Raw genomic sequence first — 15,927 nt, 5'->3', positions numbered from 1 at the left:
GATAAATGAGACGTGGCTGGCAAACCCCGAAAAGTAACACTTTTCCGACAGAAATTGCGGTTTCTTCGGCCGACTATAGCCGTATAATCAGGTAAGTCACTGGGACTTATGAACTGCAGCCGGTTTTATGGAACAGGCAAGTCAAGAGTAAATAATGACAAGCGGCAAAACCTTCATCGCTTCATCGCTGGCATTTCTGCTACTGGCACTCTCCACGCCGGGAATGGCAGACAGTATCAAGCGCATTGTTCACCCTGATGGGAGGGTGGAATATACCAACGTAAAGGGCAGCAGCCAGAAGCGGGCCTCGACCAAGGATGAGGTGGTTTACCGTTACAAGGACGACAACGGCGTGGTTGCCTACAGCGGGATACAACCCGCCAGCCCGAATTTCGACGTCATCCGCTTCCACTGCTATGCCTGCGATCCGGACTCCAACGTAAACTGGCGCACCACCCCCCTGTTCCTCAAACCCTACCGGGACGAAATCAAGACCGCCGCCAGGGAATTCAATGTTGACCCGGCATTGGTGCGGGCAGTGATCCACGCCGAATCCGCATTCAATGACAAGGCCCTGTCACCCAAGGGTGCCCAGGGGTTGATGCAGCTTATGCCTGCCACCGCAAAAGAGCTGGGCGTCCGCAATGCCATGGTTGCACCGGAAAACATCCGCGGCGGCGTTAACTACCTGGCCCGCATGCTCAAACGTTTCAACGGTGATACCAGACTTGCAACAGCCGCCTATAATGCCGGCCCCGGCGCTGTCGGGCGCCATGGTGGCATACCTCCCTACGCCGAAACCCGTGCCTATGTGGAGCGGGTAGGCATCCTCCACGAACGCTATGCGGGCAACTAGCCAAACGCCAACCAGGCTCCAACCAGTATCATCAGGCTGCCGGCCACCCGGTTGACCATTCGCACACCGCCGCCCTGTTTCAGGGCTTTGCGCAATGTCTTGCCCCCATGGGCGTAGAGCTGCAGGCAGAAAAATTCAAGGCCGAGGATAATCAGAATCAGTGCTGTCAGCTGCGGCGCCATCGGCAGTTTGCTGTCGATAAAGGGTGGCAGCAGTGCGATGAAAAAAGCCCAGCCCTTGGGGTTGGCAATCGCCGTAACAAAACCCTGAAGCGCCAGTTGCAGGCGTGAGCTTTCAACCGGCTCCGCATTCTCTTCCGGCATTGCCATTTTGCCCCTGGACAACCACATCTGGATGCCAAGCCATGCCAGATACGCACCTCCGGCGTACTTGAACATTGCAAAAGCTGTCGGGTATTTCAGCATAAAGGTCGCCACTCCCACTGCTGCAGCCGTGGCAACCAGAGCGACCCCGACGAGCTCGCCTGCCATCATCCACAGAGCCCGCTTTACGCCGATGGTGATGCCCAGCGACAACGCCAGGGTCATACACATGCCCGGGGTAATGGACACCACGAAAAACGTCGGAATAAAGGCGGATAACAGGGCCAGGTTCAGTGACAACACAAACGAACTCTCTCATTCAGGTCAGGGAAACCCCTAATTATACAACCCCTGCAGATAACGCAAGCCGGAAAGCTGCGCCATCTGCCCGCGAATCCACTCCACGCGTTCCCACACGTAGGCAGAGGGAGTGGCAGCATTGAGTACTTTCGGGTTGGGCAGAACAGCTGCAAGCCGTGCCGACTGGATTTGCGATAACCGACTGGCGGGAACGCCAAAATAGAAACGGCTGGCAGCCTCGACGCCGTAGATGCCATGACCAAACTCGGCAATGTTCAGGTACACCTCGATAATTCGCCGCTTGGGCCAGATCGCATCAATACCCAGCGCCAGTCCCGCCTCCAGCGCTTTGCGAACAAAGCTGCGCCCATTCCAGAGAAACAGATTCTTCGCGGTCTGCTGAGTGATGGTACTGGCGCCCCGCAAACCCTGGCCCGCCCGGTACTCCGCCAAAGCCGTACGGATGGCACCGAAATCCACCCCGTGGTGGTGCACAAAGCGCTGATCCTCACTGGCCACTACCGCCAGAGGCATCCAGGGCGAGATATCGTCCAGGCTTACCCATTCCTGTTGCAGCTCCTGGCCAGACCCTGACAGGAGGTGCCCGAGCATAAAGGCGGAGGTGGGCGGGTTTACGAACCTGAACAGTAAAATCGCGGTGACCGCCAGTAACAGAAGCCCGGCCAGGGCCCAGGCAAGCGTTCTCAGGAATGTTCGGATCAAAGAATGTCGAGCCACGGTGCTATTATCAACCGATAGAAAATATCGTCTTTAAAACACAAAAATTCAATTCAGACTATACCATTACCCCCATGAAGCTTTCCCGAATTCTCAGTAACCAAAACGGCGTCAGCCGCAAGCAGGCCAGCGCACTGATTGCAGCAGGCGTAGTAACAATCGACGGTATTGCCTGCCGGGAAGCAGCGCGGGAAGTGGACCGCTTCTCGACAGTGACATGCCGCGGCAACGTCGTCCAGCCGGGTGAGCCGGCCTGTTATCTGATGTTGCATAAGCCCCAAGGTTACCTCAGCGCCACGGCAGACAAGGTTCACAAAACCGTAATGGAGCTGATCGAGCCGAGCCTGCACAAGGACCTTCATATCGCCGGGCGCCTGGACCGGGCAAGTACCGGTTTATTGATTCTGACCAACGATGGCCTCTGGTCACGCCGGCTGACCGAGCCGGACATCAAGATACCCAAGGTCTACAGGGTGACCACCACTGATGAAATCACACCGGACACTGCGAAACGTTTCGCTGAAGGGATCTGGTTCGAGTTCGAGCAGCTCCGAACCTCACCTGCCCAGCTCGAACTGCTCGGTGCACGGGAAGCGCGAATTACCATTTTCGAAGGCCGCTATCATCAGATAAAGCGCATGTTTCATGCTGTCGGCAATCGAGTGACTACACTTCATAGAGAGAAAATGGGCAGCATTAACCTTGATGACTGCCTTGCACCCGGTGCCTCGCGCCAGCTGACAGAAACGGAGATCAACTCCGTCTGATAAAGGTCCGACCATGGCTGAAAACGACGCAAACCATTATCCCCGGCCACTGAGGCATCTCAGCAGCTACCTGTCCGGGCTGGTCCAGGGCCGGCTTTGGTTAAAAGTGCTGGTCGGCATGTTCCTCGGCCTTGTCACAGGCACTTTGCTGGGCCCTTCGGTTGGCCTTGTGGAGCCCAAAACGGGAACCCTCATTGGTAACTGGCTGGCATTTCCCGGCCAACTGTTTCTGGCCACCATCCAGATGATTGTGATTCCCCTCGTTATAGCCTCCGTTGTCCGTGGCCTGGCCGCCAGCGAAGATCTGGATCAACTTCGCAAAATGGGGCTGCGGGTAACTACGTTCTTTGTTGTCACCACGGCCATCGCTGCATCCATCGGTCTCTGGGTTGGCACCCTGATAAATCCCGGCAGCATGATGACTGGCCTGGCCGGCACAGTCGCACCCGGAGAAAACACGACCACTGCTGCCACCATGCCCAGCGTGATGGAACTTCCCAGCACCCTCATCGGTCTGCTGCCCGGCAATCCGCTTGATGCCATGGTCGAGGGCCAGATGCTGCAGGTGGTGATTTTCTCGATCGTTGTCGGTGTTGCCCTTGTCAGTATGGCCCCGGAAAAGTCCCGGCCAATGCTGGATCTGCTCGACTCCCTGCAACAGGTCTGCATGACTGTGGTGCGCTGGGCCATGCGGCTGGCTCCCTATGCGGTATTCGGACTGATGGCACAACTCACTACCACCATCGGCTTCCAGGCCATGGTGGGCATGGCGTCCTATGTAATCACCGTTCTCGTGGGATTGCTGTTGTTGCTCGGCTTGTACATGTTGATCATGAAGCTACTGGCAGGCCAGCCCCCTGTGCAGTTCATAAAAGACAGCCGCGACGTTTTGCTGCTCGCGTTTTCCACCTCAAGTTCCGCAGCCGTCATGCCGCTGTCGATTCGCACCGCTGAAGACAAGCTGGGGGTCCGGCCTTCAGTCTCACAGTTCGTCATTCCACTGGGCGCCACCATTAACATGAATGGCACGGCCCTCTACCAGGCAGTGGCAACAGTTTTCCTGGCACAGGTTTACGGCATTGATCTCAGCATGGGCAGTATGGCCCTGGTTGTGGCCATGGCAGTGGGCGCCTCCATCGGCTCACCCGCCACTCCGGGCGTGGGCATCGTCATTCTGGCAATGGTGTTGCAGACCGTTGGCATTCCGCCCAGCGGCATTGCGTTAATCATGGGCGTGGACCGGATTCTGGATATGTGTCGTACGGCCATCAACGTAACCGGCGACCTGGTTACCTGCAGGCTGATGGAAAACTGGTCAGGTAAGCGGCTGACTGAAGAGCCAGCATCCCAGGCGCCCTGAAGGAGACGTAACCGGGAGCGCTCTGTTAACCTGACGAAGACACAATCTGACGCGGAGCTCCCATGACAAACGTGCAAATCGACATCGTTTCCGACATTGCTTGCCCCTGGTGTGCCATTGGCTATGCCCGCCTGGAAAGGGCAATGGAAACCCTGAAAGACGACATGGATTTCACGGTTGCATGGCATGCCTTCGAACTGAACCCGGACCCGTCCGGCGACGGTGAGCCTATCCTGCCAGCCCTGAGCCGCAAATACGGCCGCAGTGAGGACGAAATGAGAGAGAATCAGGCCCAGATGATAGAGATTGCCAAAGGCCTGGGGCTGAATTTCGAGAAACTGCAGGAACGCTATACCCGCAACACCTTTGACGCGCACCGGCTGGTGAAATGGGCAGGGGAACAGGGTAAGCAGACAGCGATGAAAATGGCCTTTTTCGAGGCCTACTTTGGCCGCGCCGAGAATATTTCAAATCCGGATGTGCTGGTTTATTGCGTAGAAGCCATCGGGCTGGATGGCGCCAAGGCCCGCGAGGTGCTGGCATCAGACGCATACGCAGAGGCTGTACGGCAGGATGAAGCACAATACCAGCAGGCCGGCGTATCAGCCGTACCTGCCTACATCATCAACCAGAAATACCTGGTTTCCGGCGCGCAGGAACCGGAAACACTGGTCAAGGCATTTCAGGAAATCGCCGAGTCGGTCTGACCGCTACTCGGAGGCCGCGATCAGGCTGGCGTTACCACCGGCTGCAGTGGTATCCACACACAGGTGCCGCTCGATCACGTACCGCTGATCCAGTTTGTGCTCTGTAATCAGTGGCAGCAGCGCTCCGTCACGCTTCATCAGCGCCTGCCGGTAGGGCTTCAGGAACGTCGGCTTTGCACAGCTGACGATAGCCTCAAAACCGTCAACCGTTTCAACGGCATCTGCCTCCAGGCGACCTTCTATACCGACCACTGGCAAGCCTGCCCTGGCGGCGCGACCCACCATGTCACTCACATCAAGCGCAATCACCACCGCCTTGTTGCCCTGTGCAAGAGCCATGGCCATCTGCTCGACCGCTGTTTCCTTATCCGGGCCAAGACACAGCACAGTGCCGCGGGCGTGGTTGCTCAGAATGTTGCTCTCACCGGTTGGCCCCGGCATTTCCTCAGCGTGGGAGTCCAGTGGCTCCGGGACCGAGTCAAAGACTTTCTTCATGGTCTCGATCCTGGCTTTCGGCTCCTGGGTGTTCAGTTTGTCGAGCTTGCCAATCAGGTTCTTCAGCTTCTTGGCATCCACCTTTTCACCACCGGATTCTGTCGTACGCTGATCCGTTTCGCCTTTCAAAAACCGGCGTACGTACTGAGGACCGCCCGCTTTCGGACCGGTACCTGACAGTCCTTCGCCGCCGAATGGCTGGGAACCGACGATGGCACCGATCTGGTTCCGGTTCACGTAGGTATTGCCCACCTTGATGCGACTGGCGATGCGATCAACCCGACGGTCTACCCGGCTGTGAATACCGAATGTCAGGCCGTAGCCCTTCGCGTTGATGTCATCCACGACCTTATCAATGTCTTTCGCATCGAAGGTGGCCACGTGCAGTACCGGACCGAAAATTTCCTCTTCCAGATCCTCAACGCCGTTCACCCTGAGCACCGCAGGAGACACAAAGTTACCGGCGTGCGGTATCGACAGTTTCTTCAGAAGCTGCCCCTTGTTTTCAAATTTCTTGCAATGATCGATGATTTTCTTCGCCGATGGATCATCGATAACCGGGCCTACATCCGTCGACAGCAGCCAGGGATCACCAATGCCCAATTCTTCCATCGCGCCATAAAGCATGTTCAGCAGGCTATCGGCAATGTCTTTCTGCACGTACAGCATGCGCAGCGCCGAGCACCGCTGACCAGCGCTCTGGAATGAAGAGGCCAGCACATCCCGGACAACCTGCTCCGGCAAGGCGGTGGAGTCCACAATCATGGCGTTCAGGCCACCGGTTTCTGCCACCATCACGGCATCCGGCTCCATGTTTTCTGTCATGGCCTTATCGATGATCTTGGCCGTGATGGTAGAGCCGGTAAAGCAAACACCGGATACGCGGGAGTCCGAGGTCAGCCCTGCACCCGCGGTGGCGCCAGTGCCCGGCACCAACTGGATGACATCCTTGGGGATACCGGCCTGATGCATCAGTTCGACAGCTCTCACCGCCAGCAGTGACGTCTGTTCCGCGGGTTTGGCCAGCACTGTATTGCCGGCCACCAGGTTGGCCAGAATCTGGCCGGTGAAGATAGCCAGCGGAAAGTTCCAGGGTGAGATACACACGATGGCGCCGCGAGCCTCACCACTGTCTTTGTAGCGAACACCTTCATTGGCGTAGAAGTGCGCAAAGTCCACCGCTTCCCGAATTTCAGCCACGGCGTCCGACAACGACTTGCCTGCCTCGCGGCAGGTCAGTGCAAACAGCTCGTAGGTGTTTTCCTCGTAAAGATCGGCCACCTTTCTCAGCATGGCTGCGCGCTCTTCCACAGGGACCTGCGACCAGGATTCAAAGCCTTTGTTGGCCGCCGTAATGGCGGTATCAACATCTGTCTCGTCGGCCCATGTCACGTGGCCAACAAGGTCATCCGGGTTAGCCGGGTTGCGCACTACCTGTACTTCAGTACCCGATACTTTACCGGCAATCAGCGGCCCGCCTTTCCAGTGGTGCTCCTTATACACACCTCGGCCCTTTTCAATGGCCTCTATCGTCACCGGATCAGTGAGGTCCCAGCCTTTGGAGTTGCGACGATTCTCACCGAAGATCCTGGACGGATGAACAATTGCTTCGCTGGAAATGGTTTTGCCCATTTCCTTGACCGAATCGATCGGGTCTTTCGCAATCTGCTCTGGCGTAATACTGGTGTCCACAATCTGGTTCACGAAGGAACTGTTAGCACCGTTTTCCAGCAGACGGCGCACCAGATACGCCAGCAGTTCGCGATGAGGACCAACCGGTGCATAGATCCGACAGGGCACACCGCTCTCTTTCATTACCTGGCCATGCAGGGACTCCCCCATACCGTGCAGGCGCTGGAACTCATAGTTGGCTTCACCCCGTACCCTGGCCAATTCCAGAATCGCCGACACGGAATGCGCATTGTGCGTCGCAAACTGCGGGTAGATACGATCGGTCATGTTCAGCAGCTTCGTGGAACAGGACAGGAACGACACATCACTGCAGGCCTTGCGGGTGAAAACAGGGAATCCGTCCAGGCCCATCACCTGGGCGCGCTTGATTTCAGCGTCCCAGTATGCGCCTTTAACCAGCCGCACCATGATGCGACGGTCGTATTTTTCAGCCAGCCCATACAGCCAGTCCAGCACGAAAGACGCGCGCTTGCCGTAGGCCTGAACGACTACGCCAAAACCATTCCAGCCTGCCAGCTCCGGGTCACTCAGCAGAACCTCGATGACGTCCATTGAGAGGTCCAGCCGGTCCTGCTCTTCGGCATCGATATTAAAGCCCATATTGGCGGCCGCGGCTTTCTTGACCAGCCGTTTTGCCCTCGGCACGAGCTCCTTCATTACCCGCTCTTTGTTGCCATACTCATACCTTGCAAGCAGCGCGGAGAGCTTGACGGAAATGCCCGGGTTCTTGCGAACGTCACCACTACAATGCCTGGCAATGCTATCGATGGCGTCAGAGTAGGAATTGTAATAACGCTGGGCATCGTGATCCGTGCGGGCCGCCTCTCCGAGCATGTCATAGGAGTAGGTGTAGCCCTTCTTCATGTAGTCTTCACCGGCTTTCTGGGCTTCTTTGATGTCACGCCCGAGCACGAATTGCCGCCCCATTTCTTTCATGGCCTGGCCTGCCACCACACGAATCACCGGTTCACCCATCCGTTTGAGCAGTTTACGGAGGGTTTCACCCACGCCCTGGCGCTCGGAATCCTTGAGCAGGTTACTCGTAATCAGCAGGGCGATAGTCGCCGTGTTGATCAGCGAAGAAGAGGCCTTGCCCCTGTGGTCACCCCATTCACCCGAGGTAATCTTGTCCTCGATCAGATCGTTGATGGTTGTGCTGTCCGGCACCCGCAAAAGCGCCTCGGCCAGACACATCAGAGCTACACCCTCTTTGGTAGTCAGCCCGTACTCCGCCAGAAACTTTTCCATAATGGTGGACTTGGCGTTTCTACGGACATTGCGAACCAGTTCCGCTGCCCGGGCGGAAATTGCTTGCCTTTCTTCCTGGGTCAACTGAGCGCCAGCAATCATTTCACTGATGACTGTGTATTCATCGGCCAGGTAGTAATCACGAATGGCCTGCCTGCTATCAACGAGCTCAGGCGTCACTGATTGCTGCGGTCTCATAGTTGAACCCTCTCAGTTATTTGTCTTTCCCGCATTCTACCGGGAACGACAAAGTCAATTTGACTGTAAAAACCCGACAGACGCTTTTATTCGGCTTTTTTGATGAACGGAAATTTATGTTCAGACTGTCTTTTGTTTAATTTTCAGGCGAATTTACTTCTCTGGCAAATCAGTTTGCCTTTGCGGCGAGCTCCCGAAGCACGCTGTGCGCCACCGAGAAGACGGCGCAATCCACGTCATTCGCGGCCTGCATATCTCCGAGCATCCGGTGCCAGCGGACCAGGAGCGAGTGTTTGTCGCCGCGCCAGGTTTCCAGCATTTGCTCTGGCGACAGCCTGTCGCCTTGTTCCTCGGACGCTACGGAAAACACACTTGAAGTTAGATTCCGCAACTGATGATCTAGTTCATCACGGTAATGCAGCATTGCCAGAACCTGCCAGTGACCGCGCGCCCTGAAGGCCAGCATTTGCCGATCCAGCCAGGTCAGGTTAAGACCTTCCCCCAGACTGAAATAAACCCAGGCCACAGACTCCAGATCCTGCCCCAACTGGCGACCGATCTCGATAATGTCCATCAGCCAGTACCGGCTTTCCGCAGACGCGCCATAAGCCGCCAGCCCCTCCGGAACTGTCTGCTTACAGTACTCATCATAGCGTTCCTGCCAGCGACTTGCAGGAATCACAGACCCCAGGCGCTCTTTGGAGGCCAGAACTTCCGCAAGAGGCTGCTGATAATATGAAACGCAAGAAGCCGGATCCAGATCTCTCCGGCGGTTGTGCAGCAACCAACTGGTACTGCGAGTAACCAGGCGAATCACGTCAGTGAATAATTGCGCCTGCACGTCAGGGCTGATCTGTCCATCCAGCGCTTCTATAGCCTTCCACTGAGTCTCTACGTCATGGATCTGGAGGGAGATCAGGTAGGCTGCAGCTATCCGACCACTGTCGGCGCCAGTGGCATTCCGGAGCTTGTCCGCCCAGCTGATGCCCATGCGATTCACCATGTCATTGGCAATCTGAGTGGCTGAAATCTCTGCCCGCAACGGATGCGCGTCAATTGCTTCGGGGAAGTGTTCCAGCAACGATGCCGGAAAGGCTGAGTACAGCGCCTGGGCAAAGCGATCATCGTGGACAATATGCGTGTTCAGCAACGCCTGCTTGAGTTCGATCTTGGCGTAGGAAATCAGCACCGACAGTTCCGGGCGAGTGAGGCCAGAGGCGATTCCACGCCGCTCCCTCAGCTCATCATCACTTGGCAGGAATTCAAGAACCCGGTCGAGCTTGCCTTCGGCCTCCAGCCGCCGCATCAGGCGCTCGTATTCATCCATGCTGGCAACCGCACTGTTCTGGGCCAGACACAATGCCATGGCCTGGCGGTAATTGTTACGTAGCACCAGCTCCGACACCTCAGCCGTCATTGCTCTGAGCATTTGATTTCGCTGCTCAAGTGCCATCTGCCCGCGCCGCACCTGCTCATTGAGAAGAATCTTGATATTGACCTCATGATCCGAGCAATCCACTCCCCCCGCATTATCAATAAAGTCGGTGTTGGCCGCCCCGCCTGCCCGGGCGAAGCCAATACGGCCGAGCTGGGTAAAGCCAAGGTTACCGCCCTCACCAAGCACGCTGCAGCGTAATTCGTGGCTGTCGACCCTCACGGCATCATTGGATTTGTCACCAACGTCCTCGTGGGATTCGGTCGGCGCCCTCATGTAGGTGCCGATGCCACCGTTCCAGAGCATGTCCACCGGCGCCTTCAGCAGCGCCTTGATCAGCTCGTTAGGCGGCAGTCTGGCCGCGTCAACGCCCAGGCGGGCCTGCATCTGTTCAGATATCGGAATCCACTTTGCAGCCCGGGAAAACACCCCGCCACCCGTGCTGATCTTTTGCTCGTCATAGTCCGCCCAGCTTGAGCCGGGCAACTCGAACAGGCGCTTACGCTCGGCAAAAGCAGCCGCCGCGTCCGGCTCAGGATCAACGAAAATATGCAGGTGATTGAACGCACCAATCAGGCGAATACGATCCGACAACAGCATGCCGTTGCCGAATACATCTCCCGCCATGTCGCCGATACCGACCACGGTGAACTCTTCGGTCTGGGTATCAATGCCTTTCTCCAGAAAGTGTCGTTTGACCGACTCCCAGGCTCCCCGCGCCGTAATTCCCATCTTCTTGTGGTCATAGCCCTCGCTGCCCCCGGAGGCGAACGCGTCTCCCAGCCAGAAGCCATACTCCTGGGCCAGTTGATTGGCAATGTCAGAGAAGGTTGCTGTACCTTTGTCCGCAGCAACAACCAGGTAAGTGTCATCGCCATCGTAGCGAACCACATTGGCCGGCGGCACCACTTCGCCCTCACTCAGATTGTCGGTCAGATCAAGCAGACCCCGGATGAACGTTTGATAGCAGTTGATGCCTTCCTCCCTGAAGGCTTCCCGGGAGCCGTCTTCCGGCGGCCTTTTAACAATAAAGCCACCCTTGGCACCAACAGGCACGATCACTGAATTCTTCACCTGCTGAGCCTTTACCAGCCCGAGAATTTCAGTGCGATAGTCCTCACTGCGGTCAGACCAGCGCAACCCACCCCGAGCCACCGGGCCAGCCCTCAGGTGAACACCTTCAACCCTGGGTGAACACACAAACACCTCGAAATGCGGACAGGGTTTGGGAATATCGGGAATGGATGAAGGATCAAGCTTGAGCGACAGGTATCCTTTGAACTCGCCCGTATCCTGGCGCTGGAAATAATTGGTTCTCAGGGTCGCCTTGATGAGTATATAAAACCGTCTGAGAATCCGGTCATCATCCAGACTTGTCACTGCCTCAAGGGCATCAAGGATCTCGGTTTCAATACCGGCAACAGCCACTTCCCGGTTTTTCGCTACTGAAGCGTCAGGATTGAATCGGGCATTGAAAAGGGCAACCAGGCGCGAGGTAATATCCAGGTGTCGCGCAAGGGTGTCGGCGATAAACGGCTGACTGAACCCGAAACGCAATTGCTTTACATAACGGGAATAGGCTCGTAAAACGCTGACCTCCCGCCAGCCCAGGCTCGCAGCCATCATAAGCTGATTGAAGTCATCGTTCTCCGCAAAGCCATTCCAGATCTCGCGAAATCCCTCCTGCAGCAGGGGTTTGGCTTTTTCAACATCAGCGCCCCGGCAGCGCGAATGGAACTGTACGGTAAAATCGCTGACCCCGAACTGCTCGCCATCGCGTCTCCGGATACGGTAGGGATGTTCTCCCAGCACTCGCATACCCAGGTTTTCCAGAATTGGTATCACATCCGAGAGGATCACTGACTTTCCCTGACTGTAAAGCTTAAAGCTCAACTCCTGCGCGCCTTGCTCGGACGGCTTGTAAAACCGCATGGGCACATCGGAAGTCAGGGCAATGGACTGGATTTGCTGAATATCCTCAACCGCATCCTCAACAGAAAATTTCGACCGGTAGCCAGATGGAAAACCGCCACTGAACATGCTTGCACAACGTTGGCCGGCACGCTTTCCCAGAACCTCAACCAGACGCTGCAGCAATGCATCGTCCCAGGACCGGGACTCCTCCATCATGGTCGCGACAATTTCACGCAGGTTTCGCGTGTCATCAGGATCGTAGTCCTCCTCCTCGAGGGCATCTGAGAGCTGTTCAAGCAGCGTTTGTTTTTGTTTGGATTCGGAAAAGGTCATCGTCGGTCTCCGGGATATCATCTGGCGCATGTAGAACTGAACACACCCAGTATAGCCAACTCTCCGGAGACCCTTTGTCCATATAGTTTTAATGTGCAGGTATTTTGATTATATTCGTGGCCATAAATAGCCGTATATCTAGCCGGGAAATGAAATTATGGTCGAACTGGATAGAATCGATCACTCCATCATCCGCGAACTGCAGAAACATGCGCGGATTACAGTAACGGAGCTTGCCTCACGGGTCGGGCTGTCGAAAACGCCTTGTCAGGTTCGCATGCGGCGCCTTGAAGAGCACGGCTATATCACCGGCTACACTGCCCTGGTCAATCAGACCAAGCTCGGGCAAAGCCACATCGCATTTGCACAGGTCACCCTGAGCGACACCAGCAGCAGTGCCCTGGCTGCGTTCAACGATGCGGCGAAACAGATCTCGGCGGTGGAACAATGCCACATGATCGCTGGCAATTTCGATTACCTGCTGAAAGTACGCACCCGCAATATGGCAGAGTACCGTCAGGTGCTGGGCGAGCAGATATCTGCTCTGCCCCACGTATTGCAGACCAGTACGTTTGTGGTCATGGAGAATGTCAAGGATGCGGGGATTTAATGAACATCCGCACACTGGAAACCTTTGTCTGGATAGCCAGGCTGGGTAGTTTTCGCGCTGCCGCCGGTCGGGTCTACGCATCACAGCCCTCGGTTTCCGCACGTATCGCCGGCCTGGAAGACCAGCTTGGAATAGAGCTGTTTGATCGTTCCGGCAAGAAAATCACCCTGACCGCCAAGGGCCGTGAGTTTCTTGTTTATGCCGAGAAGATGCTGAGCCTGCATGGTGAGATGCTGCAAGCCGTCGCCAAACCGTCCTCCATTCAGGGCACCATTCGCCTCGCCGTCTCGGAAACCATTGCTCACACCTGGCTGCCCCAGCTGCTGGAACGGGTCAGCGAGGCCTACCCGGCCATCAACCTTGAACTGGACGTGGATATCTCCCTTAACCTTGCGGAGAAGCTAAAAAATCATGAAATCGATATCGCCTTTCTCATGGGTGGCGTTAACCAGCCCGGCGTCATCAACCGTGATCTGTGCCGCTATTCGCTGATCTGGGTTGCAAGCCCTCAGCTCGGCATCTCTGACCAGGCGATGTCGCTTGCCGAGCTCGCAACTTGGCCAATCGTTACCTACCCCAGGCAAAGCGAACCCTATATCGCTATCCGCTCGTTGGTGGACCCCATGAATCACTCCACGCGCATCCATTCCTGCTCATCACTTTCAACCATCATCCGCATGACGGTGGATGGCCTTGGTGTCAGCGCCCTCCCCCGCGAGATTCTTCAGCAGGAACTGGATAGCGGCATACTGCAGCAATTCAGGGTTGATGCCAGCGTGCCAGACCTGACTTTCAATGCAGCCTACCGCGCCGCACCAAGCAGCAGTGTGGTGCATGCCATTGCAGAGCTTGCGCTGACAATCGCAAAAGAGCGTGTTGTCCTGGCCAATTAGTTCTGCAGTGCATTGAAACCCTTGACTGATCCAATTTTTCTATCAATCCTGATCTCAACTTTCGATTTGTATTAATCATTGCTTCTGCCTTAAATGTAAGAAACTCATCTATTGGGCAGAAACATGACAAGCATCGCTCAGCTGGATACACACTCAACACCAGTGGCCGTTCGAACTGCCGCGAGGGAAGGCAACCTGACCGGGCCAACCTCCGGGCTCGCCAGCGGTTACGTTCAGGTCAACCTGGTCATCCTGCCCGAATCACAGGCAGCGGGTTTCCTGCGTTTCTGCCAGGCCAACCCCAAACCCTGCCCTCTGCTGGCCGTCAGTGAGCCCGGTGTCCGTACCTGTACTCTTTTGGGCAGGGATCTGGACATTGCACGCGATGTACCGGCCTATCGCATTTATCGCAACGGGCAGGTGAGCAACACCCGGACCGACGTGGTCGATGACTGGCGGGATGACCTGGTGACCTTCGCACTTGGCTGCTCTTTTACCTTTGAGCACGCCCTTATCAGCGCCGGGCTTCAGGTACGTCATATAGACGAAGCCCGGAACGTACCGATGTACAACACCTCGGTGCCACTGACCTCCGCCGGAGGTTTTGGCGGCAACCTGGTTGTTTCAATGCGACCGTTTGCGGCCGCTGACGCCATCCGCGCCATCCAGATCACTACCCGGTATCCGCAGGTCCACGGTTCACCCGTGCACCTGGGCGACCCATCGCTGATCGGCATTTCCGATCTGAGCGTGCCGGATTACGGCGACTCCGTTTCAGTGGGTAAGGATGAAATTCCGGTTTTCTGGGCCTGCGGAGTGACACCGCAACAGGTTCTGATTGATTCCGGCATTGAGTTCGCAATCACCCACAGCCCCGGGCACATGCTGGTCACGGATATTCCTGACAACAGCCTGGCCCTTTTTTAATCAATAACGACCAGAACCACCCCTGACGAAGACCATAAGGAAAACACCATGAATACAACAAAAACCCTCGTTTCAGCCTCCCTGATGGGCCTGGCACTTGCCAGCTCACCGGCGTTGACGCAAGACCTGGACAAGGCCAGCTTTAACTATGTGGGAAGCTGGAGCAGTTTGTCCCTCTACCAGAATTTCGAGCGCCCTTTCTGGGAGAAACATGTTCCCGATGCCTCCGATGGCCAGATCACTACCGAAGTCACCACCTTTGACCAGATGGGTCTGGGCGGCGGTGAAGTCTACCGGCTGATGAGCCGTAACGTCATAGAGGTCACCTCCACGGTGGCGGATTATGCGGTTGAGGATGCCCCGGAACTGGAAGCTCTGGACATGCCCATGATTGCTCCCGACGTCGACACCGCTCGCAAAGTGGCGGAAGCCTATCGGCCGGTTCTCGCCGATGCGTTTGCGCAGCGGTACGACGGCGCTCAGTTGCTGGCCGTTGTGCCCTACCCTTCGCAAATGGTGTTCTGCAACGCGGAAATTGATGGCCTGAGTGATCTCAAGGGTATGAAAGTCCGCGCCAGCGGCCGTACCACCGCCGAATTTCTCCAGGCGCTGGGCGCCGAAGGCATCACTCTGAACTTCAGCGAAGTACCCGGAGCATTGCAACGGGGCGTTATCGACTGCGCCGTGACTGGCTCCCTGTCCGGTTACAGCTCTGGCTGGCACGAAGTGTCTACTCATCTCTATCCGCTGCCGGTAGGCGGCTGGGACCATGTGGTTACCGCCATGAATGGCAAAAAATGGAACTCGCTTTCAGAGCAGACGCAGGAATGGCTGACTGCAGAAATCAAGGAAAACTATGAAGATCCGGTCTGGGCCTCTGCGGTTGAAGAAACAAAAGAAGGCATCGCCTGCCTGACCGGCAACGGTGAGTGCTCCCGCGGTGACGCCGGAGACATGGTCCTGGTTGAGGCCACCGATAATGATTTCACCGAGGCCAGCCGTCACCTGGAAGAAACCCTGCTGCCTAACTGGGCACAGCGCGTTGACCAGCAATGGGTTGACCGCTGGAACGAAACCGTAGGTGAAGTAACCGGACTGAGCGCGTCCAAGTAACACGCTTCTCACCCATAA

General features: G+C 56.4%; 12 protein-coding genes. 8 read left to right on the top strand and 4 right to left on the bottom strand.

Going from position 1 to position 15,927, the window contains the following annotated elements:
- Positions 1-154: 154 nt before the first annotated feature.
- The gene (locus tag M8010_RS07275; protein WP_250089946.1) at positions 155-856 is read left to right on the top strand and encodes a lytic transglycosylase domain-containing protein; all 702 of its coding nucleotides are present in this window, start codon (positions 155-157) and stop codon (positions 854-856) included.
- Here the strand turns inward: M8010_RS07275 and M8010_RS07270 are convergent.
- Positions 853-1,482: a LysE family translocator gene (locus tag M8010_RS07270; RefSeq protein ID WP_250089945.1), complete on the bottom strand. Its 630-nt coding sequence runs from the start codon at positions 1,480-1,482 to the stop codon at positions 853-855. The genes M8010_RS07275 and M8010_RS07270 overlap by 4 nt on opposite strands.
- 33 nt (positions 1,483-1,515) lie before the next feature.
- On the bottom strand, positions 1,516-2,217 hold the full coding sequence (mtgA, locus tag M8010_RS07265; protein WP_502846195.1) for a monofunctional biosynthetic peptidoglycan transglycosylase: 702 nt from the start codon (positions 2,215-2,217) through the stop codon (positions 1,516-1,518).
- Between the two features lie 74 nt (positions 2,218-2,291).
- Here mtgA and M8010_RS07260 point away from each other — a divergent pair, with 74 nt between their 5' ends.
- From M8010_RS07260 to M8010_RS07250, 3 genes are all read left to right on the top strand, one after another.
- Positions 2,292-2,984, top strand: coding sequence for a pseudouridine synthase (locus tag M8010_RS07260; protein WP_250089943.1), 693 nt, complete (start codon positions 2,292-2,294; stop codon positions 2,982-2,984).
- Between the two features lie 13 nt (positions 2,985-2,997).
- Complete coding sequence (locus M8010_RS07255) at positions 2,998-4,344, top strand: dicarboxylate/amino acid:cation symporter (RefSeq protein ID WP_250089942.1); 1,347 nt, start codon at positions 2,998-3,000, stop codon at positions 4,342-4,344.
- 62 nt (positions 4,345-4,406) lie between these two features.
- A complete protein-coding gene (locus tag M8010_RS07250) occupies positions 4,407-5,051 on the top strand; it encodes a DsbA family oxidoreductase (RefSeq protein WP_250089941.1) in 645 nt (214 codons plus the stop codon).
- A gap of 3 nt (positions 5,052-5,054) precedes the next feature.
- Here M8010_RS07250 and putA read toward each other — a convergent pair whose 3' ends face one another.
- Both putA and M8010_RS07240 read right to left on the bottom strand, forming a co-directional pair.
- On the bottom strand, positions 5,055-8,684 hold the full coding sequence (gene putA / locus M8010_RS07245) for a bifunctional proline dehydrogenase/L-glutamate gamma-semialdehyde dehydrogenase PutA (RefSeq protein ID WP_250089939.1): 3,630 nt from the start codon (positions 8,682-8,684) through the stop codon (positions 5,055-5,057).
- 169 nt (positions 8,685-8,853) lie between these two features.
- Positions 8,854-12,366: an NAD-glutamate dehydrogenase gene (locus tag M8010_RS07240; RefSeq protein WP_250089938.1), complete on the bottom strand. Its 3,513-nt coding sequence runs from the start codon at positions 12,364-12,366 to the stop codon at positions 8,854-8,856.
- Between the two features lie 157 nt (positions 12,367-12,523).
- Here M8010_RS07240 and M8010_RS07235 point away from each other — a divergent pair, with 157 nt between their 5' ends.
- The 4 genes from M8010_RS07235 to M8010_RS07220 all read left to right on the top strand — a co-directional run bounded on the left by M8010_RS07235 (position 12,524) and on the right by M8010_RS07220 (position 15,909).
- The gene (locus tag M8010_RS07235; protein WP_250089937.1) at positions 12,524-12,976 is read left to right on the top strand and encodes an Lrp/AsnC ligand binding domain-containing protein; all 453 of its coding nucleotides are present in this window, start codon (positions 12,524-12,526) and stop codon (positions 12,974-12,976) included.
- Positions 12,976-13,869, top strand: a complete 894-nt coding sequence (locus M8010_RS07230; RefSeq protein ID WP_250089936.1) for a LysR family transcriptional regulator — start codon at positions 12,976-12,978, stop codon at positions 13,867-13,869. Before M8010_RS07235 ends, M8010_RS07230 begins: the two co-directional genes overlap by 1 nt.
- A 123-nt stretch (positions 13,870-13,992) precedes the next feature.
- Positions 13,993-14,796, top strand: a complete 804-nt coding sequence (locus M8010_RS07225; RefSeq protein ID WP_250089934.1) for a putative hydro-lyase — start codon at positions 13,993-13,995, stop codon at positions 14,794-14,796.
- A gap of 48 nt (positions 14,797-14,844) precedes the next feature.
- A complete protein-coding gene (locus M8010_RS07220) occupies positions 14,845-15,909 on the top strand; it encodes a TRAP transporter substrate-binding protein (RefSeq protein WP_250089932.1) in 1,065 nt (354 codons plus the stop codon).
- Positions 15,910-15,927: the final 18 nt, after the last annotated feature.

The organism is Marinobacter sp. ATCH36, from assembly GCF_023555055.1.
In the GTDB taxonomy this organism is placed as follows: domain Bacteria; phylum Pseudomonadota; class Gammaproteobacteria; order Pseudomonadales; family Oleiphilaceae; genus Marinobacter.
The sequence above is the reverse complement of the archived record's forward strand: the minus strand, read 5'-3'. Positions and strand labels throughout refer to the sequence as shown.